The sequence below is a fragment of the Rhodopila sp. genome (assembly GCF_035548095.1).
Taxonomy (GTDB): domain Bacteria; phylum Pseudomonadota; class Alphaproteobacteria; order Acetobacterales; family Acetobacteraceae; genus Rhodopila.
Genome location: NZ_DASZUV010000020.1, coordinates 262,284 through 282,040, shown reverse-complemented (window position 1 = coordinate 282,040; position 19,757 = coordinate 262,284). Strand labels below are relative to the sequence as shown.

Sequence of the window (19,757 nt, the reverse complement as noted above, 5' to 3'; positions counted from 1 at the left end):
CCGAAATCCGATAGCCGGAACCTTAGACCGCGCTTGCCGGATTGCCCAGGCACGGGAGCGGACGGATTGAAGCGGACGGTCGAGCCGGGCGCGCGGGCGATGTCAGATCGATTCTGTATCAAGTGCATAGCCCGCCGTCCGCACCGTGCGCACGACATCCAGTTCGTCCGGGCCATTGATCGACTTGCGCAGCCGGCGGATATGAACGTCGACCGTTCGCGGCTCGACATGGATGTCCTTGCCCCAGACCGCATCCAGCAGCTCCTCGCGGGAGAAGACGCGCCTCGGGTGCTGCATGAAGAACTCCAGCAGGCGGAACTCGGTCGGTCCCAGATGCACCCGCCGCTCATTGCGGGTGACGCGGTGGGAGGCCAGGTCCATCTCGATGTCGTGGAACGACAACGACCCCTTGACGGGCATGGCGTTCGACCGGCGCAACAGCGCGCGCATCCGGGCGAGCAGCGCGTCCAGATTGAAGGGCTTGGTGATGTAGTCGTCGGCGCCGGTGTTGAGCGCCCGCACCGCGTCCTGATCCTCGGTCCTGGCAGTGACCATGATGACAGGCAGATCCCGCGTCGTGGCTCGGCGGCGGATCTGCCGGCAGACTTCGATGCCGGACATGACCGGCAGCATCCAGTCCAACAGCACGAGATCGGGTTGAATTTCGGCGATCTTGGTCAGCGCCTCCGGTCCGTCGGCGGCCTCATCGACGCGAAATCCCTGCTTTTCCAGATTGTAGCGCAGCATCGTCGCCAGTGGGGCTTCATCCTCGACGATCAGCACCAGCGGCTTCGGCAGGCTGGAGAACGCCTCCGCGCCAGCGCTGTCACGGACGGTGACGCTCATGTTCTCATTCCTTCGGACGAACGACGGCGTAGGCCGAGGTGTCACCCTTCGGCCGAGCATCGGTGATGACCGCGCCGGTGATGGCGTAGTACAATGTCTCCGCGATGTTTGTCGCGTGATCGCCGATCCGTTCCAGGTTCTTGGCGATGAACAGCAGATGCGTGCAGGGCGTGATGTTGCGCGCGTCCTCCATCATGTAGGTGATCAACTCGCGGAACAGCGCGTTGTAGATATCATCCACCACCTGGTCGGAGCGCCAGACCTCCATGGCCTTGTCGGCGTCGGACTCGCCCAGTGCGTCGATGATCGACTTCAGCTGGTCCTGCACCATCTCGGTCATATGGCCGAGACCGGCGAGCGAATAGGGGAGGGTGAATTGGCTCAGCACGATGCTGCGCTTGGCGACGTTGGCGGCGTAGTCGCCGATGCGTTCCAGATCGCCGGTGATCTTCAGCCCGCCGACGATGCGGCGCAGGTCGCTGGCCATGGGCTGTCGCAGCGCCAGCATCCGGATCACGAACTGCTCGATATCGTGTTCCAGCTTGTCGACCTTCGGATCCTCCTCCACCGCGCGGGACGCGGCGGCGCCGTCGCGCTTCATGATGGCGTCTGAGGCGAGCGCAACCTGGTTCTCGACGATCCCGCCCATCTCGGTCAGCATGTCGCGCAGCTGGTTCAGCTCGTTGTCATATTTCTTGACAAGATGCTCCGGTTCCGTATTGGGCATCGCCGGTCCTTTCGTAACGTATAAAGATCGATCAGCCAAAGCGGCCGGTCACGTATTCCTGAGTACGCCTCTGTTTCGGATTGGTGAAGATCTCCACCGCCGGCGCGCATTCGACCATTTCGCCCAGGTAGAAGAACGCCACCTGGTCGGCGCAGCGGGCGGCCTGCTGCATGTTATGCGTCACGATCGCGATGGTGAAATCGTGCTTCAGCTCATCGATCAGCTCTTCGATCTTCAGCGTGCTGATCGGATCCAGCGCGCTGGTCGGCTCATCGAACAGGATCACCTCGGGCCGTACCGCGATGGTGCGGGCGATGCACAGGCGTTGCTGCTGGCCACCGGAAAGGCCCATCGCGGAGCTATGCAACCGATCCTTCACTTCGGCCCACAGGGCCGCGCGGCCAAGCGACCACTCCACCCGCTCATCCATCGCGGACTTGGATAGCTTCTCATGCAACTTCACGCCGAATGCGATGTTGTCGTAGATCGTCATCGGGAACGGCGTCGGTTTCTGGAAGACCATGCCGATACGTGCGCGCAAGGCGTTCAGATCGATTCCCGGATCGATGATGTTCTGCCCATCCATCATCACCCGGCCGCTGGCACGCTGGCCGGGATACAGGTCGTACATCCGGTTCAGCACCCGCAGCAGCGTCGACTTGCCGCAGCCCGACGGGCCGATCATGCCGGTGACCTGGCGGTCGGGGAAATCCAGGTTGATACCCTTCAGTGCCCGGTTATCACCGTAGAAGAAGTCCAGCTCGCGAACCGCGATCCGGGCCTCCCGGATCTCCGCGGTCGAGCGCGCTTGTACGCCGCCGAAGCCGGCGCTGTCCGTCTGGGTCTGACTGGTTGCCGCTGCGCTCATGTCTACCTCGATTGTGTCCCCGTTGGGCCGCTTTTCGACGTCAGGCTTTCCGTCGCAACGCGACGCGGGCGACGATGTTGATGGCCAGCACGCCCAGGGTGATCAGCAGCGCGGCCACCCAGGCGAGCTGCACCCAGTCGTCGAAGGCCGAACCGGCGTACTGATAGATGGTGACAGGCAGGCTGGCCATCGGCCGGGCAAGGCTGATCGACCAGTTCAGGTTGCCCAGGCTGGTGAACAGCAGGGGCGCGGTCTCACCGGCGATACGTGCGACCGCCAGCAGCACGCCGGTGGCAATGCCGTCCAGCGCCGCGCGGTAGCAGATCATCACGATCACCTTCCATTTAGGCGCGCCCAGGCCGATCGCTGCCTCCCGCAGGCCGGCCGGAATCAGCCGCAGCATGTCCTCGGTGGTGCGCACGACGATCGGGATCACGATCACCGCCAGCGCGACGCAGCCGGCAAAGCCCGAGAAGCCGCCGAACGGCTGTACCAGCAACTCATAGATGAACAGACCGATCAGGATCGACGGCGCTGATAGCAGCACATCCGACACGAAGCGCACGGCGTTTGACAGCGCCGAATCGCGGCCGTACTCGGCCAGATAGGTGCCGACGAGCAGCCCGATCGGCGTGCCGATCATGGTGCCCAGCACGGTCTGGATGATCGTGCCGACGATCGGGTTCAGCAGGCCGCCATTCGATCCGGGCGGTTTCGTCACCTGTGTGAACACCGACGCCGACAACCCCGCCGCGCCGCGCCACAGCAGCGTCGCCAGGATCGATGCCAGCAACAGCAGGCCGATCACCGTGGCGAGGATGCACAGGCACTTGACGATGGTGTTGGCGTGGCTCCGCCGCCGCCCCAGGGAGCGCGCGATGGCCGGGTCCTTCGCCGGACCGGGGATGACCTGGGGAAGCGTGGCCGTGGTGCTCATGCTCAAACCTTCAGCTTCGGCCGCAGCAGGGCACGGGACACCGCCAGGACGATGAATGAGATGACGAACAGGATGAAGCCCAGCGCCAGCAGCGACGCCAGCTTCAGGCTGCCGGCCGGGCTTTCCGGAAACTCCAGCGCCACCAGCGAGGCAATGGTGTTGCCGGCGGCGAACAGGTTGGGGGAAATGTGGTTGGCGTTGCCGATCACGAAGGTGACGGCCATGGTTTCACCCAGCGCGCGCCCCAGGCCCAGCATGATGCCGCCGACCACCGAAACCCGTGTATAGGGCAGCACGATGGAGCGCATCACCTCCCATGTCGTGCAGCCGACGCCATAGGCGGATTCCTTGTAAACAGGCGGTACCGTTTCGAAGACGTCACGCATCGTCGCGGCGATGAACGGGATTACCATCACCGCCAGGATCAGCGCGGCGGTAAAGATGCCAGTGCCGAACGGCGGCCCCGAAAACAGATCCTGCAGCAGCGGGATGCCGTCGAACGCGTCGATCAAGGGCGGCTGAATATATTGCGACATCAGCGGCACGATGACGAAAAAGCCCCACATGCCGTAGATGATCGACGGAATGGCGGCCAGGAGCTCGATCGCCGTGCCGATCGGCCGGCGCATCCAGTTCGGCGCCAGTTCGGTCAGGAAGAACGCGATACCGAACGCCAGTGGCACCGCCAGGATCAATGCCAGCACCGAGGTGATGACGGTGCCGTAGACGGAGACCGCGGCACCGAAGACCTGCTTCACCGGATCCCAGGTCGAGGACCACAGGAAGCCGAATCCGAAGGCCGAGAAGGCGGGCAGGCCGCCGATGAACAGCGACAGGATCAGGCTGCCCAGCAGCAGCAGCACGAACACACCCGAAGCGACCGCGAGCCCGGCGAAAATCGCATCGCCGACATTGCCACGCCGTCGGGAGCTAGAGAGCGTTGCTGCTGGAACTGCCTGCTGCACCCGTTACGTCCTATCCGTTTCCACCGACCGTCAGCGGACCATCCGCTCGATCCATTCGACCAGAACCCATTCGACAGGAATGTGATGGTGCGGACGGCTCAGCCGCCCGCGCCGTCCCGATCACTTCGCGCCGGGAACGCTCTTCTTCCACTCCACCCGTACGGCATCATGCACCTTCGCCGGCAGCGGCACGTACAGCAGCTGCTTGGCGATGTCGTCGCCATGCGTGAAGCCCCAGTCGAAGAAGGTCAGCACCGCCGCGCTGCGCTTCTCATCCTTTGGATCGGTCGGGACGAGAACGAACGTGGCCGAGACGATCGGCCAGCTATCCGCGCCCGGCTGGTCGTTCAGGTCGATGGCGAAGTTCTGCACCTTGGACCAGTCGGCGTTCTTCGCTGCCGCCTGGAACGTGTCCATCGTCGGGGCGACGAACTTGCCGGCCTGGTTCTGCAGCATCGTGGTGGTCAGCTTGTTCTGCTCCGCATACGCGGATTCCACGTAGCCGATCGCGCCACGGATCTGCCGCACCGACGCGGCCACGCCATCGCTGCCCTTCGCGCCCGCGCCACCCGGCCAGTTCACGCTGGTCGCGGCGCCGATCTGGCTCTTCCAGTCCGAGCTGACCTGGCTCAGATAGTCGGTGAACACGAAGGTCGTGCCAGAGCCGTCGGCGCGGTGCACCGGCGCGATTGCCGTGCCGGGCAGCTTCAGGCCGGGGTTCACCGCGGCGATCGCCGGGTCATTCCATTTGGTGATCTTGCCCATGTAGATCTGGGCCAGCATCGGGCCGGTCAGCTTCAGCTCGTTCGGCTTGATGTCGGGTAGATTGACGATGATATCGACGCCGCCAATCACCGTGGGAAACTGCATCAGCTTGTTGGCCGACAGCTTGTCGGCCGTCAACGGCATGTCGGAGGCACCGAAATCGACGGTGCGGTTATTGATCTGATTGATGCCGCCGCCGGAGCCGATCGCCTGGTAGTTCAGCTTGATGCCGGTCGTCGGCGATGATGCCTCGGCCCACTTGCCATAGATGGGGGCGGCGAAGCTGGACCCCGCGCCGGTGATCTCGGTCTGTGCCCAGGCAGCGGAAGGCAAAGCCGGTGACAGGGCGACGACGACTCCGGCCAGGCCGAGGGCCAGGGCCGTGCGGGACATGAACATAAAAGGATATCCTCCTCGGGATACGACACGCTCGACGAGCGCGGCGCACCCTAGGCAGGGTCGGTGGCGCCCAGATTGCACTTTTATGAAGGTTCGATGACAGTGCCCGAGGATGACTGACGCAGTCGTCCGCGATTGGCGAGATTCCAAAGTTGGCTTGCCCACCCGCGCCGTGTCCCCGATCATGGGTTCATGCCGGTACCCGTTCAGCTTCGCCGCTTGCCCCACGCCGAGGGGCTGCCGCTGCCTACCTATGCGACCGCCGGCGCGGCCGGCATGGACCTGCTGGCGGCTGTCACCGACCCGGTGCGGATCGAGCCGGGGGCCCGTGCGCTGATTCCGACCGGGCTGACCGTCGCCTTGCCGGCCGGCTACGAGATGCAGATCCGCCCGCGGTCCGGGCTGGCGCTGCGGCACGGCATCACCCTGCCCAACACGCCCGGCACGATCGATGAGGATTATCGTGGCGAGATCCAGGTCATCGTGTTGAACGCCGGCACCGAGCCGTTCGTGGTGGAGCGGGGGACCCGCATCGCGCAGGCCGTCCTGGCGCCGGTGGTCCGAGCCGCGTGGTTCGAGGTGGAAGCCCTGGACGACACCGCCCGGGGCAGCGGCGGCTTCGGCAGCACAGGATCGCGGTGACTGGGCATGCGAAAACCGGGCAGGCGCGCGCATCGAATCGTTGACCGCGCCGCCGAAGCAGGTTTTCTCCCCCTATGCGCCTGCTGGTCCTTGCCGCCGCAAGCCTGTTGCTGAGCCTGATGCCGGCTCTTGCCGATCGGGCTCTGGCCGATCCGGCTCGGGCGCAGAGCCAGGACCGGTTCTTTACCTCCAGCGACGGGGTGCGGTTGCATTACCTGGAAGCAGGGCCCCGCAACGCCCACACCCTGGTCTTCATCCCCGGTTGGACCATGCCAGCCTGGATCTGGGTGGCGCAGATCCAATCCTTCTCGAACTTCTACCACGTCATTGCGTTCGATCCGCGAGGACAAGGCGACTCCGGCGTTCCTGCGACCGGGTATGAGCCGATCCGCCGGGGTCAGGATATCGCGGAACTGCTGTTGGCCCTGAACGGGCCGCCGGTCGTGATCGTCGCCTGGTCGCTGGGGGTGCTGGATACGCTGGCCGCGATCCATGTTGCCGGCGATCGCAGTGTCGCCGGCCTGGTACTGGTGGATAACTCGGTCGGGGAAGAACCGCCGCCCACGCCGCGGTTCGTCCGCCAACCGCCCCGTCGGCGAGGTCCGCCGCCATCGCGGGAGGTGGTGATGCGGCAATTCGTGAAGGGAATGTTCCTGCAGAAGCAACCCGATTTCTTCATCGACCGGCTGACCGAAGCCTGTTTGCGCACGCCCGATTATGCGGCGCGGCTGTTGCTGTCCTATCCGGTGCCGCGGAGCTATTGGCGGGAGGCGATCTACGCCACCAACGCCCCGGTGCTGTACGCGGTGCGTCCCCGTTGGGTCGCCCAAGGGGAGAATTTGCTGCGCAATCGCCCGAATACGGAGTTGGATGTGTTCACCGACGCCGGTCACGCCTTGTTCATCGACGATGCCGCCCGTTTCGACCGCGACGTCGACAGCTTCCTCCGCCGGCGCGTCTGGCCGTGAACTACATCGCGCTGTTCCTCATTTCGATGGCCACGGTCGGCTATGAGACGGCCCTGACGCGTTATTTCGCCGTCGCCAAATGGTCGGAGTATGGCTACTGGGTGATCTCGATCGTAATGGTCGGGTTCGCTCTGTCAGGCGTCGTGCTGGCGCTGTGGCGGGATGCTCTTGCCAGCCGGGCGAGTGGGCTGATGGCGGCGCTGCCGACGTTGTTGGTCATCAGTGCCGCGGCTGGCTATTATTTCACCACCACGAACCCATTCAACCCGCTGCAGTTGCAGAACCCGGCGACGTGGCAGCCACAGATCTGGAATATCGCCGGCTATTATCTGGCGCTACTGCCGTTCTTCTTCCTGGCCGGCCTGTTCATCAGCCTGAGCTTCGTCCGCTATGCCGACCGGATCGGCCTCGTGTATGCCTTCGATCTGACCGGCGCCGGCGCCGGCGCGGCTCTGATCCTCGCCGCGATGTATTTTGTCCATGCGTTCTTCCTGGTGCCGCTGTTGCTGGTGCCGCTGGCGCTCAGTGCCGTGTTCTCCGGTGACGTCCACCGGCCCAAGGCGGTGTTGGCGGCTGCAGCGGCGCTATTGGCATCGGGCAGTGTCCTATTGTGGAACAATCAGGCGACATTCAATGATTTCAAGGCAATATATGCGCCGCTTCATACGCCGGGCGCGAAGACCGTTGCCACGATAACGTCGCCGCGCGGCGATTACGACCTGCTGGACGACTTCACGGAGCGGGTCGACACCGATATTTCCAACAATGCCGGCATGCTGGGTGTGGAAGGGCCGCCGCGCGCCTTCGGCCTGTATCGGGACGGCAACCGCATCGCGGCGCTGCCGATGCCCGGCAAGCTGGACACCACTTACGGCGATGCCGCGCTGGATGCGCTCCCCTATTTGCTGATCAAGCATCCGAAGGTGCTGCTGGCGGGCGGCTCCGGCGGGTTCCGCATCGCCGAGATCCACCGCCTGGGCGCCGCCGAAATCCGCGTGCAGGAACCCGAACCGGTCCTGTTCGACGCGTTGAAGCATGGCCTGGGTCCTTCCCCGCCGGCCGATGTGTCGAACGGGGTCGCCGTCGATCCGGCTGGCCCGGTCGCCAGCCTGGCGGATGCCCGGCGCCATTGGGACATCGTCGATCTGTCCGCCGATTTCGTCGATGCGGCCGAAGTGAATGCCACCGCCTTCAGCAAGGAGGCGATTGCCGGTTACCTGCGCAGCCTGGCACCTGGTGGCATGGTGTCCATCCCGGTCTCCATCCGCGATTTTCCGGTCTATGCGCTGCGTGTGCTGACGACCGTGCGGGCGGCCCTGTTGTCGGCGGGGATCGAAAACCCGGTGGCTCATGTAGTGGCCTATCGATCGGCATGGAGCGTGCGGATTTTGGTCGCGCCCGACGGCTGGCCGGCTGACCGTCTGGCCGTCATCCGGAAATTCGCCGATGACCGTTCGTTCGACATGGTGTGGTACCCTGGCATGGACGTCGCCGCATCCAAGGCGAACATCTATAACGACCTGCCCGCGGTCTCCTTCGACAGGGGCGAGGTGGAGACCGGCGGTCCGGACGATGCCATTGCCGACGAGGCTGAAGCGGTATTGGGCGGCCGGCCCTCGCCGTCGGCGGAGCAGTTCAATCTGTCACCGATCACATTGGACCAGCCATTCTATTACAACGTTCTACGGTTGGATCGGATCGGCACGATCCTGAAACGCCTGGAAATCCTGCCGCAGGCCGAGGTCGGTGCCCTGGTGAACCTCGCCGTGCTGGGGCAGGCGATCGTGATCGCGGTGCTGGTGCTGCTGGTGCCGCTGGCGGCACCCGGTCGGGTGCGGGCGCCGCAGACCGGCTTGCTGCGGGCGGTGATCTACTTCCCGATGCTGGCGCTGGGCTTTCTGTTCATCGAGATCTATCTGATCGAAAAGGCCAGCTTCTGGCTGAGCGACCGAACCAGCGGCTTTGCCCTGGTCCTGACCGGTATGCTGATCTTCTCAGGCCTGGGCAGTGTGCTGACCCCGCGCTTCCACGATGCGCCGCGGCGCGGGATCGCGCTGGCGGTCGGCGTGGTCGTCGCATGGTGCGTTCTGGCCGCGCTGTTCGAGCAGCGGATGATCCTGGCGACACTGGATTGGACCTATTCCGCCAGAGTCGGCTTGCTGTTGCTGATCACGGCGCCCGTATCGCTGGCGCTGGGCATGCCGTTTCCCCTGGGCCTGAGCCGGACCGGAACGGGCGGGTTCCTGCCATGGGCCTGGGGGTTGAACGGCGCATTTTCAGTGGTGGCCACGCCCCTCGCCAATGTCATCGCGCGGCAAGCTGGATTTAATTGGGTTCTCTTGCTGGCTGCCATCATATATGCCGTCGCTGCCGTTACATTTCCCAGACTGAGGACACGCACCGCTTGGCAACCGACTTCCGCTCCTCCATCACCCACCCATCCTCGCGCGTCCCACTCTCGCGCCGTCGACTGATTGCGGGCGCTGCTGTCACGGGTCTTGCGCCTGCCATCATTGGCCGGGCTGCGTCGGCGGCAACCGCCGCGCCGGAATGGACCAGAGCCGCCTATGAGAAGGCCATGCAGGAGTCCGGCCGTCCTGTCAGCCTGACGGATGCCCAGTTCGATGCCATCCAGAAGCGCAAGCCTGCCGCGATGAAGCGGATCGAGGAGTACCTGAAGGAACGGCTGGGTACCGCCGATCCCTCAGTGATGGCCGCATTCAACGCGGTGCCCCGTGAATATTATCATTACGACTACCCCGGCCATCGGGCCCTGCCAGGAGAGGCGTATGAAGACACGCCGAAGCCCTGGGCGATCGGCTATGGATCCGCGCTGTCGGATTATCTGGGCCAAGCCTACATGACCCAGGTCTGCAAGCCCAAGCCGGGCGAGGTGACGCTGGAAATCGGCACTGGCAGCGGCTTCCAGAGCAGCCTTCTGTCGCGGATCGTCAAGACATCCTACTCGATCGAGATCATAGAGCCCTTGGGCAAGGCCGTTTCGAAGATCTTCGCCCCGCTGGGCTATACCAATGTGCACACTAAAGTGGGTGATGGCTACTATGGCTGGCCCGATGTGCCGGGTGGCTTTGACATCATCATCGTGACCTGTGCTGCGACCTTCGCGCCGCCCGACCTTTTCAACCAACTCAAGCCCGGCGGGCGGATGGTCATTCCCATCGGCCAGCCCTTCAAGCGCGGGCAGGTGCTGTACACCTATACCAAGGATGCCGAGGGCAAGATCCACTCGAGGCGTGACATCGGCGTGTTCTTCATCCCGATGACCGGCGCAATCGAGCGCAGCCATCCTGCGAAGGCCGAGACCGTCTCTGATAAGCGTCCAACTGCCGATTCTGGTGAGGCGGACATGACGGCGAAGCCGCAGGCCATAGAGCCGAAGTCGGACCCGCCGATGCCCGGCTCCACCCAGCCCGACTCGGGCAAGCCGGCTACCCGGTAGGTCGGCTGCGGCTGGGTCCGGAGTCACCCCAATTCCGTACTCCGGCCAATGATGGGCGAGCGATGGCGAAAACTCTCTTGAATGCGCGCTCGCGCGGCTGATCACACCCACCCGCAGATTCCCGGCGCCCGGGGAGTCCACGGGATGACTTGCCGGTCGTCCGTGCCCGTTTCTGATCTGGAGCGCGGCCGCGGTGACAGCCTGATTGCCTGCCGACAATCGGGTGACAATGTCCCGCTGACTATCCGCTTCATACTGCGCGGACCCGATTGACTTGCCGCAGCCGCTTCGCCAGTTTCGCTGATGTCTGGGAACTCCCGCGGATCATCCGGCGGGCAAGCAAAACAGAGGGAAACGCGAGCCTATGCGGGGCAGTACGTCGATTTTCGGACCCGTCCCGGCCCACGGGGTTCGCGCGTGAGCGTTCTGCTTCAGGCCAAGGGCCTCCACGCCGCCTATGGGGAATCCCGGGTCCTGCACGGGATCGATTTTGCCGTCCGCCAGGGCGGCGTCACGGCGCTGCTCGGCGCCAATGGCGCCGGGAAGACGACAACGCTCAGGGCGATTTGCGGACTGGTCCGCACTGAGGGGGAGGTCACCCTGAACGGGGTGTCCATTGGCGGCAAGCCCACCGAGGATATCGTTCGGATGGGCGTTGCCCATGTTCCCGACGGTCGTGGCACCTTCATGGAGCTCACCGTTGAGGAGAACATGAAACTCGGCGCCTACACCCGGCCGGGACGGCAGGCCACTGCCGATTTCGAGAATATCTTTGGCTATTTTCCCCGCCTGCGCGAGCGCTTCAAGCAGCAGGCCGGTACCCTGTCAGGTGGCGAGCAGCAGATGCTGGCTATCGCCCGAGCGTTATTGATGCGTCCGCGTTTGCTGTTGCTGGATGAACCTTCTTTCGGTCTTGCCCCGCTGATCGTGCAGGAGATCTTCCGCATCCTGCGCCGCATCCGCGACAACGAGGGCGTCGGGATGCTGCTGGTCGAACAGAATGCCAGTATCGCCCTGGAATTCGCCGAGGATGCCTATCTGCTGGAAACCGGCCGCATCGTGATGTCCGGTCCGGCGGCGGAGATCGGCAAGGACGAAGGCGTCCGCCGTTCGTATCTCGGCTACTGAGAGGGACCAGCATGGAAGGCGTCATCCATCAGGTCGTTTCAGGGATCGCGACCGGCGGCATCTACGCCAGTGTCGCGCTGGCCCTGGTGATGATCTACCAGGCGACCCATCACGTGAACTTCGCGCAGGGGGAAATGGCGACATTCTCCACCTATATCGCGCTGACTTTCATCAATTTCGGTCTACCGTACTGGCTCGCGTTCATCTGCGCCGTGGTCATATCGTTTGTCATCGGCGTCGTGATCGAGCGGGTCCTGATGCGGCCGATGGCGAATGCCCCAGTGCTGGCCTCGGTTGGCGTGTTCGTCGGGCTGCTTTTGGTCGTCAACAGCCTCAGTGGCTGGATTTTCGACTACACGATCAAGCAGTTTCCCTCGCCGTTCCCGACGACGCCAATACTGGGCGGTTACATCTCCGGCCATGAGCTGGGGTCGACCGTGGTGACGCTGATCGTCCTGGTCAGCATCTGGCTCTTTTTCCGCTTCACCCGGCTGGGTCTGGCGATGCGGGCGGCGGCTTTCAACCCGACCTCCGCGCGGCTGGTGGGCGTTCGGGTCGGCTGGATGCTGGCGCTTGGTTGGGGTCTGGCGGCAGCGATCGGGGCGGTGGCCGGCTGCATGGTTGCGCCGATCGTCTTCCTGGACCCGAACATGATGGCCGGCATCCTTCTCTATGCGTTCGCCGGCGCACTGCTGGGCGGGATCGACAATCCGCTGGGCGCCGTGCTGGGAGGGTTCCTGGTGGGTGTGCTGGAGAATCTGGGAGGCGCCTACCTGGTCGGTACAGAGCTGAAACTGACTCTGGCATTGGTCATCATCGTGGCGGTACTGACCGTCAAGCCGTCCGGCCTGATGGGCCGGCGTGTCTACAGCAGGGTGTAGCGCCATGAAGCTGTCCTGGCTGATCCCTGTTCTTGTGGTCGTCGTGGCGATCTGGCCCACCGCGATGTTCAGCGATTACCACCTGTTTCAATTGACCATGGCGGCCGTTTACGGCATCGCCATTCTGGGACTGGCATTGCTGATCGGCTTCAACGGCCAGATTTCGCTGGGTCACGGCGCATTCTATGCAATCGGCGCTTATACCACGGCGATCCTGATGACGAGCTGGAACCTACCGTACTGGGCGACGTTGCCGTTTTCCGCGGCTGTCTGCGCCCTGGTCGGTTTTCTGGTTGGCCTGCCCGCACTGCGCCTGGGCGGGTTGTACCTGGCCTTGACCACCTTCGCACTGGCGGTCGCGGTGCCGCAGATCCTGAAATACAAACTGGTCGACCAATGGACCGGCGGTGTCCAGGGGCTCGTCATCGACAAGCCGGAGGCGCCATTCGGCCTTGCCTTGTCGCCTGACCAGTGGCTGTACCTGTTCACGCTGGCAGTTGCCGTCGTCCTGTATCTGGTTGCATGGAACCTGACCCGGGGGCGTATCGGCCGCGCAATGATGGCGATTCGTGACCATTCGCTGGCGGCCGAGACGATGGGCGTCAACCTGGCGATGCTGAAGACCCGCACTTTCGCGGTCAGCGCCATGTACACCGGTCTGGCCGGCTCGCTGGGGGCGATCGCCGTGCAATTCGTCGCCCCGGATAGTTTCGGGGTGTTCGTGTCGATCTTCCTGTTCGTCGGCCTCGTCGTCGGCGGCGCCGCCTCGATCGGCGGCACGCTGATCGGCGCCGCCTTTGTCGAGTTCATTCCAAACCTGGCCGATTCCGTGTCCAAGGCAGCGCCGGGCGCCGTGTATGGCGTGCTGCTGATCGCCACCATGTTCCTGCTGCCGGCTGGTGCCGGCGGAGCCATCGCCGCCCTATGGCGCAGATTGACCCGCCGCCGCGAACTGAAGATCGACGCGGCACTGGAAGGACCGCAGGGGCTGCCGCACGAGCACCATGAACTGTTCACCGTGTCACCGGCCGAGGCAGACCTGGACAGGGAGAAGCAGTTCTGAGTGCAAGCCACGCCTGAGCGTCAGATCAGGTGATGCCGATCTGAGGGGTGACGAGGTCGCGCTATCGCTGGATCAGCGTGCCTGGGCCTGCCTCGGTGAACAATTCCAGCAGACAGGCGTGTGGCACGCGGCCGTCAAGGATCACCGCGCCCTTCACGCCCTGGCGCACGGCCTCGACACAGCATTCCACCTTCGGGATCATCCCCCCGGTAATGGTGCCGTCGGCGATCCGCTCCTGCACGTGTTGCAGGGTCAGGCTGGGTATCAGTGCCTTTTCCTTGTCCAGCACGCCTGGCACATCGGTCAGCATCAGCAGCCGCGTCGCATTCAGCGCGCCAGCCACGGCAGCGGCCACCGTATCGGCATTGATGTTATAGCTTTGTCCGTCCGGCCCGACGCCAACGGGCGCGATCACCGGTACGAGGCCGCCGCCCGTCAGCGCGTGGATGACCCGGGCATCCACGCCAGCAGGTTCGCCGACAAAGCCATAGTCGACCGGCGTTGCCCGCTTCGTCTCGGGATCGATCCGGCTGCGCTGGACCTTCTGCGCGCGGATCATCGCGCCGTCCTTGCCACAGATGCCCACCGCCAGCGCGCCGGCCTGCGTAATGAGATTGGCGACGTACTTGTTGACGGTGCCGGCCAGCACCATCTCCACCACCTCCATCGTCGGCGCATCGGTCACCCGCAGCCCGTCGATGAATGTGGATTGCACCGCCAGCCGCTTCAGCATCGTGTTGATCTGTGGTCCGCCGCCATGCACGACCACCGGATTGATGCCGACCTGCTTCAGCAGCGCTATGTCGCGGCCGAACTGCTCCGCCAGGGCTTCCTCGCCCATCGCGTGACCGCCGTATTTCACCACCACTGTCGCGCCAGCGTAACGTCGTAGATAGGGCAGGGCTTGTGCCAGCACCCGCGCTTGCTGGGTCGCGGCGGCAAGGTCGATGGCTTGATTGGCTTCGGCGCCAGGCTCTGACGTGCTCATGCTCGGCGTGTATGGCCGCAAGCCGACAGCGGTCAAGTCGCCCGCGGCGAGCTGCCTACGCCCATGTGCGGGTTTAACGGTTTCGTAAATCATTCCGCCGATACTTCTCCGGTGCTTCGGCAAACAGCAGGAGGATCGCGTGCCGCAACCCAGGATGCTGCCAGGGCCCGACGGGTGGGGCCTTGGCTCCCCCGCGCTGCAGGCGACGCGGTCGACGCAGGCGCGGCCGCGCGCAGGGACCGGTCAGCAGGCCAGAATCCGGCTGGCCGGCAAGGCATTGGAGCACCTGCCGATAGCTGTCGCCGTGATCGATCGTGGCTTGAATTTGCACTACTGGAACGTGCAGGCGGCAACACTGCTGAACCTGCCATTGTCAATGCGGGACGACATGCCGCCATTGGCTCATGCCCTGCGGGACGGTGGCAGGCTGAGGCCACGGCAGGTGGCCCGTGTCCTGACCCTGTGTGACGCAGGTATCGAGGGAGAAGGACAGGGCGGCCCATCCTGGCTACGACTGGCGCTTGGCCGCCAACACAGTATCCACGTCAAGTTGCACCCGATGGGCCAGGACCGTTGGGTCCTGGGGTTCGAGGAGCAGGCTCCGCTCGGCATCGCCGGTGCGGACCGGCACGATGCCATGGTCGATCCGCTGACCGGGCTGGGCAACCGTCGCCACTTCGCCGAGACGCTCGCGGACCTGCTCGCGGAGTGTGAGCCCGGCACGCATCCCGCGGTTCTGCTGGTCGACCTGGACCGATTCCGGGCAGTGAATAACGCCCACGGAATGGCGGTCGGCGACGCGGTGCTGGCGCTGGTCGCCCAGCGGCTCAATCGCGAAATACGGGAGGATACGATAGCCGCGCGCCTGGGCGGTGATTCGTTCGGTTTGCTGATCGCCAATGGCGAGCATGCCGGCGCCCTTGCCACCCGGATTCTCGGCCTGTTCGGCAGTCCGTTCATGGTGGAGGACACGCTGATCCGCCTGTCCGCCAGCGTTGGCATCGCCGTATATCCGGCCCACGGCGGCAGTGCGGACGCGCTCCTGCAGCATGCTGATGTTGCGCTCTACGCGGCAAAGGCCGCGGGGCGACAGACCTGGCGGATGTATGATGCCGGCGCCGCCAGTCAGGCGATCGCTCGGCGAACGCTGGAGGCCGATTTGCGGGTCGCCCTGTCGCTGGGCGAGATCTGGCTGGCCTACGAACCGCAGCGGGATGCGGCAACCAGAGCGCTGACCGGATTTGGCGTTCAAATCCGCTGGACCCATGCGGCACGCGGGCCAATACCCGCGGACACGTTTCTGGTGATGGCGCAGGATAGTGGTTGCATCGGTGCATTGCACGAATGGGCGCTGACGGCCGCCTGCACCGACGCGGCCCGATGGCCCTGTGATCGCAGTATATCACTGCGTTTGGCGGCGGAACAGCTCGACGATCCGGATCGGCTGAAAGCCAAGGTGTCGGAGGCATTGACGGCGAGCGGGCTGACGCCTGACCGGCTCGAACTGGCTGTTTCCGCGAACGCGATCCTCGGACGTGAAGGTCAGGTTGCCGAAGCGTTGCGCCATCTGCGCGGGTTGGGGGCACGGGTGTCGCTGACCGGCCTTGCGGCGGGATGGGGTACGATGCGTCATCTGCGCGCGCACCCGTTCGACCGGGTCACGGTCGAGTCAGCCCTGGTGGCTGCCCTGGCTTCGGACCCGGAAACCACGGCGATGGTGCGTGCGGCAATCGGTCTGGCGTCGGATCTTGGTATCGGATCGCTGGCCGAGGGGGCGGATACCGCAGACCTGGCGTATCGGGCGATGGAGCTGGGCTGCCGCACGCTGCAGGGAGCGCTGTCTGGCGATGCGCTGGATGCGGCCGGGGTATCGGACCTTCTGCGCGGATCGGCGGCGCCATGAAGCGCGATGTGACGCTCGGCCCGCTCTACCGCCTCATCTATTGCAGTCGAAGCACCCTGGCGGCCGGCGCGGACGCGGACCGTGCGCTTCGTGCGCTGCTTGCCACTGCGCGCTGGCGCAATGAAGCCGACCAGTTGACCGGAGCGCTGCTTGCCTCCCCATCCGGCTTCGCGCAAGTGCTGGAGGGGCCGCGCGACGCGGTGGAACGGCGGTTTCAGCGCATCAGCGTCGATCCGCGGCACACAGAGGTATCCATGTTGACCCTGACCCCGACGTCCCGGCGGCTGTTCCCGGACTCGCCGCTGGCATTTTGCGGCCACATCGCGGCCGGCGGGGAGGATCCACTGACGGGTCTGCTTGAGGACACGCGGCGCGGCGACCAGCGGGCGATCACCGGCACCGATGTATTGCGCCAGCTCGTCCGTCTGGTACGGGCGGCGGAGGCGCCGCCGGCCTGACAAAATCCGGCGGTGCCACCGGTCAGCGTGGCGGCTGCATCCCTTCTGCCACCGCGGTCCGCAGCTTGGCATGTATATGCGGATTGGCTGCGACGATATTGCTGGTTTCCCGCGGATCCCCGTCTCCGACATCGGTGGCATAGCCACCGGCCTCACGGACGATCAGCATCCCGGCGGCGATGTCCCATGGCTTGATCCCCAGCTCCCAGTAGCCCTCGTAGCGACCTTGTGCCACCCAGGCCAGGTCCAGAGCCGCGGCGCCGAAGCGCCGGATACCGGCGATCTGCGGCATCAAGGCGGCAAGCGTCCGGCTGAACGCCTGGCGGCGGGGCGCAGAGACAGCGCCGAATGGCACGCCTGTGGCGAACAACGCCTCGGACATCTCCCGCCTGGCGGAGACCCGCATGCGACGCTCATTGACGAAGGCGCCGGTACCTTTCTCGGCCCAGTACATTTCGTCGGAGGCGGGGGCGTAGATCAGCCCGGCCTGCACCTCCGATCCGCCATCCGGCAGGCGGCGCTCCAGCGCAATGCTGATCGCCCAGTGGGGAATGCCGTGCAGGAAGTTGGTGGTGCCGTCCAGTGGATCGACCACCCAACGCCAGGCCCAGTTGTCGGAACCCGACGCGCCGCTTTCCTCCATCAGGAACGCGTAGCCCGGCCGAGCGCGGTTAAGTTCCTCCTTCAGGGTCTGCTCTGCACGCAGATCCGCCTGCGACACGAAGTCGGAGGGGCCCTTGACGCTGACCTGAAGCTGTTCGACCTCGGCGAAATCACGCAGCAGACGCTTCGACGCCTTTTGCGCGGCGTTCGCCATGACCGTCAGGTGCGGGGAGAGACGGAAGGCCATCAGCCTTTGGCGCGTTCGACGTAGCTCGCATCCTCGGTACGGACGACGATGCGCTCACCGGCCTCGATGAAAGGCGGTACCTGTGTCTTCACGCCGTTCGACAGCTTCGCGGGCTTATAGGACGACGACGCGGTCTGTCCCTTCACCACCGGATCGGCCTCGACCACTTCCAGCACCACGGTGGCCGGCAGATGGATCGCCACCGGTTCGCCTTCCACCAGGTCGACCGTGACGTTCATGTCGTCCTGCAGGAACGGCGCCAGATCGCCCAGCAGATCGGACGCGATATGTGTCTGTTCGAAGGTTTCGGGGTCCATCAGGACCAGGTTGCTGCCCTCGGAGTAGGAATAGGTGTACTCCTTTTCCTCGGTCATCAGCCGTTCCACGGTATCGGCAGTACGCCAGCGCTCATTGGTCTTGTTGCCGCTCTTCAGGTCGCGCATCTCGACCTGGATGAAGGCGCCGCCCTTGCCGGGGGTGATGATCTGCTGCTTCAGCACCGTCCAGCGGCGGCCATCATGCTCGATCACCTGACCAGCACGGATCAGGTTCGCTTGCTGTTTCATGGGGCAAGTCCGTTCACAAAAGTTCTTGAAAGGTGCGGGCTTCTAACCAATGGGGGGGCTTCGGGCAAGGTTTTGGGCCGGCCGATGCTATTCCCTACAACGGTGCAGCCACGGCCACCCAGGCGGTGCCGTTATGGTTTGACGATGACCGCGATCACGATGATCACCAGCAGGATTGCCGGCATTTCATTGATAATACGATAGAATTTTTCCGAATGCCGATTCCGGTCATGCAGGAAATCGCGCCGCCAACGGCCGAGTGTCATGTGAAACGCGGTCATCAGCAGGACGCAGGACAGCTTCGCGTGCCACCATCCGGCCGACCAGTCGACAATGCCAGGGGTCAGCACCAGCAGGATGCCGAACAGCCAGACCGCATGCATGGCCGGGCTCATGATTCCGAGCAGCAGGCGGCGTTCCATCACCTTGAAACGTTCGCTCTCGGCGCTGCCGCGGACCAGGCCGGTGTGATAGACGAACAACCGCGGCAGGTAGAAGATGCCGGCCATCCAACTGATCACGCTGATGACATGGAAGGCCTTGATCCATAGGTAGAACGGCGCGAGTGCGGCGATCGTCATGCGGTACGGTCCAGGCGGGCGCGGATCAGGTCGGGCAGAGCGGCCATCGCCGAAAAGGGCAGGGCGCCGGCCGATTCAAGATCAGGGCCGTGGCGATCCGGCGTGAAGCCGAGGCAGGACATCCCCGCTGCCGCCGCGGCCCGGGCACCGGCCAACGAGTCTTCCACCACAAGGCAGGCCAGGGGCGAGACGCCCTCGGCGGCGGCGGCTTCCAGGAAGAGGTCGGGATCCGGTTTGCCCCGCCGACCGCGCGCGATCAGATCGTGTGCGCTGTGGATGCGCTGGCGCGGTATCAGCCGGTCGAGGCCCGTGCACGCGAATTTGGCCGCCATCTCCTCATGCGAAGAGTTCGAGGCGACGCGGATCGGCAGGCCCATGGCGGCAACGGCCTTCACTGCATCGAATGCGCCAGGAATGGCGGTGGCCTCGCGCGCCATGACGGCGCTGACCCGCGCCACGACCCGATCCACCCAGTCTTCTCCCAGCGTGCGCTCGAGACGATGTTCGGTCACCCGCTGGACATCCGCGTAAGTGAGACCCAGGAACATGGCCTGACAGGTGGGGCCGTCCATCGGCCAGCCGATCCGGCTGAGTTCCTCAGCCACGACGCGGTTCCCCAGCGGCTCGCTGTCGATCAGCACGCCATCGCAGTCGAAGATGACAAGGGCGAGGGAGGGCAAAATGGCTCCAGGGCTCAGGCGGCGGGTGACCGCGGATGCGGTGGTGCGGTGCAAGAGCGCACCGTGTCGTATTCTGCGGACG

At 64.7% G+C, this 19,757-nt stretch carries 20 protein-coding genes; 9 read left to right on the top strand and 11 right to left on the bottom strand.

The window, feature by feature from the left end:
* Window positions 1-102: 102 nt before the first annotated feature.
* From phoB to pstS, 6 genes are all read right to left on the bottom strand, one after another.
* A complete protein-coding gene (gene phoB, locus VHC04_RS15785; RefSeq protein WP_325682955.1) occupies window positions 103-846 on the bottom strand; it encodes a phosphate regulon transcriptional regulator PhoB in 744 nt (247 codons plus the stop codon).
* A 4-nt stretch (window positions 847-850) separates the two neighbouring features.
* Window positions 851-1,573, bottom strand: a complete 723-nt coding sequence (gene phoU, locus VHC04_RS15780) for a phosphate signaling complex protein PhoU (RefSeq protein ID WP_325682953.1) — start codon at window positions 1,571-1,573, stop codon at window positions 851-853.
* Between the two features lie 31 nt (window positions 1,574-1,604).
* Window positions 1,605-2,441 (bottom strand): phosphate ABC transporter ATP-binding protein PstB, encoded by an 837-nt coding sequence (gene pstB, locus VHC04_RS15775; protein WP_325682951.1) that lies wholly within the window; start codon window positions 2,439-2,441, stop codon window positions 1,605-1,607.
* Between the two features lie 40 nt (window positions 2,442-2,481).
* Window positions 2,482-3,378, bottom strand: coding sequence for a phosphate ABC transporter permease PstA (gene pstA / locus VHC04_RS15770; RefSeq protein ID WP_325682949.1), 897 nt, complete (start codon window positions 3,376-3,378; stop codon window positions 2,482-2,484).
* A gap of 2 nt (window positions 3,379-3,380) precedes the next feature.
* Window positions 3,381-4,343 carry a phosphate ABC transporter permease subunit PstC gene (pstC, locus tag VHC04_RS15765; RefSeq protein ID WP_325682947.1) on the bottom strand — a complete coding sequence of 321 codons (963 nt, stop codon included), beginning with the start codon at window positions 4,341-4,343 and terminating at the stop codon, window positions 3,381-3,383.
* A gap of 120 nt (window positions 4,344-4,463) precedes the next feature.
* Window positions 4,464-5,501 (bottom strand): phosphate ABC transporter substrate-binding protein PstS, encoded by a 1,038-nt coding sequence (pstS, locus tag VHC04_RS15760; RefSeq protein ID WP_325682945.1) that lies wholly within the window; start codon window positions 5,499-5,501, stop codon window positions 4,464-4,466.
* 198 nt (window positions 5,502-5,699) lie between these two features.
* Between pstS and dut the strand changes: the two genes are divergently transcribed.
* From dut to VHC04_RS15725, 7 genes are all read left to right on the top strand, one after another.
* Entirely contained in the window at window positions 5,700-6,149 is a 450-nt protein-coding gene (gene dut, locus VHC04_RS15755) for a dUTP diphosphatase (RefSeq protein WP_325682943.1), read from the top strand.
* 74 nt (window positions 6,150-6,223) lie between these two features.
* Window positions 6,224-7,117 (top strand): alpha/beta fold hydrolase, encoded by an 894-nt coding sequence (locus VHC04_RS15750; RefSeq protein WP_325682941.1) that lies wholly within the window; start codon window positions 6,224-6,226, stop codon window positions 7,115-7,117.
* Window positions 7,114-9,591 (top strand): hypothetical protein, encoded by a 2,478-nt coding sequence (locus VHC04_RS15745; RefSeq protein WP_325682939.1) that lies wholly within the window; start codon window positions 7,114-7,116, stop codon window positions 9,589-9,591. Before VHC04_RS15750 ends, VHC04_RS15745 begins: the two co-directional genes overlap by 4 nt.
* A 104-nt stretch (window positions 9,592-9,695) precedes the next feature.
* Window positions 9,696-10,577: a protein-L-isoaspartate O-methyltransferase family protein gene (locus VHC04_RS15740; RefSeq protein ID WP_325682937.1), complete on the top strand. Its 882-nt coding sequence runs from the start codon at window positions 9,696-9,698 to the stop codon at window positions 10,575-10,577.
* Window positions 10,578-10,880: 303 nt separating this feature from the next.
* Entirely contained in the window at window positions 10,881-11,705 is an 825-nt protein-coding gene (locus VHC04_RS15735; protein ID WP_325682935.1) for an ABC transporter ATP-binding protein, read from the top strand.
* An 11-nt stretch (window positions 11,706-11,716) separates the two neighbouring features.
* The gene (locus VHC04_RS15730; protein ID WP_325682933.1) at window positions 11,717-12,586 is read left to right on the top strand and encodes a branched-chain amino acid ABC transporter permease; all 870 of its coding nucleotides are present in this window, start codon (window positions 11,717-11,719) and stop codon (window positions 12,584-12,586) included.
* A 4-nt stretch (window positions 12,587-12,590) separates the two neighbouring features.
* The gene (locus tag VHC04_RS15725) at window positions 12,591-13,649 is read left to right on the top strand and encodes a branched-chain amino acid ABC transporter permease (RefSeq protein WP_325682931.1); all 1,059 of its coding nucleotides are present in this window, start codon (window positions 12,591-12,593) and stop codon (window positions 13,647-13,649) included.
* Window positions 13,650-13,710: 61 nt separating this feature from the next.
* Here VHC04_RS15725 and argB read toward each other — a convergent pair whose 3' ends face one another.
* Window positions 13,711-14,637, bottom strand: a complete 927-nt coding sequence (gene argB / locus VHC04_RS15720; RefSeq protein ID WP_325682929.1) for an acetylglutamate kinase — start codon at window positions 14,635-14,637, stop codon at window positions 13,711-13,713.
* 139 nt (window positions 14,638-14,776) lie between these two features.
* Between argB and VHC04_RS15715 the strand changes: the two genes are divergently transcribed.
* Together VHC04_RS15715 and VHC04_RS15710 are read left to right on the top strand one after the other, a co-directional pair.
* Window positions 14,777-16,540 carry a putative bifunctional diguanylate cyclase/phosphodiesterase gene (locus tag VHC04_RS15715; RefSeq protein ID WP_325682927.1) on the top strand — a complete coding sequence of 588 codons (1,764 nt, stop codon included), beginning with the start codon at window positions 14,777-14,779 and terminating at the stop codon, window positions 16,538-16,540.
* Window positions 16,537-16,998, top strand: coding sequence for a BLUF domain-containing protein (locus VHC04_RS15710; RefSeq protein WP_325682925.1), 462 nt, complete (start codon window positions 16,537-16,539; stop codon window positions 16,996-16,998). The genes VHC04_RS15715 and VHC04_RS15710 overlap by 4 nt, the downstream gene beginning before the upstream one ends.
* Window positions 16,999-17,020: 22 nt before the next feature.
* Here VHC04_RS15710 and VHC04_RS15705 read toward each other — a convergent pair whose 3' ends face one another.
* The 4 genes from VHC04_RS15705 to VHC04_RS15690 all read right to left on the bottom strand — a co-directional run bounded on the left by VHC04_RS15705 (window position 17,021) and on the right by VHC04_RS15690 (window position 19,729).
* A complete protein-coding gene (locus tag VHC04_RS15705) occupies window positions 17,021-17,848 on the bottom strand; it encodes an inositol monophosphatase family protein (RefSeq protein ID WP_325682923.1) in 828 nt (275 codons plus the stop codon).
* Window positions 17,848-18,414, bottom strand: a complete 567-nt coding sequence (efp, locus tag VHC04_RS15700) for an elongation factor P (RefSeq protein ID WP_325682921.1) — start codon at window positions 18,412-18,414, stop codon at window positions 17,848-17,850. Before efp ends, VHC04_RS15705 begins: the two co-directional genes overlap by 1 nt.
* Before the next feature lie 131 nt (window positions 18,415-18,545).
* Window positions 18,546-18,995 carry a protoporphyrinogen oxidase HemJ gene (gene hemJ / locus VHC04_RS15695; protein ID WP_325682919.1) on the bottom strand — a complete coding sequence of 150 codons (450 nt, stop codon included), beginning with the start codon at window positions 18,993-18,995 and terminating at the stop codon, window positions 18,546-18,548.
* Complete coding sequence (locus VHC04_RS15690) at window positions 18,992-19,729, bottom strand: HAD family hydrolase (protein WP_325682917.1); 738 nt, start codon at window positions 19,727-19,729, stop codon at window positions 18,992-18,994. Before VHC04_RS15690 ends, hemJ begins: the two co-directional genes overlap by 4 nt.
* Window positions 19,730-19,757 lie beyond the last annotated feature (28 nt).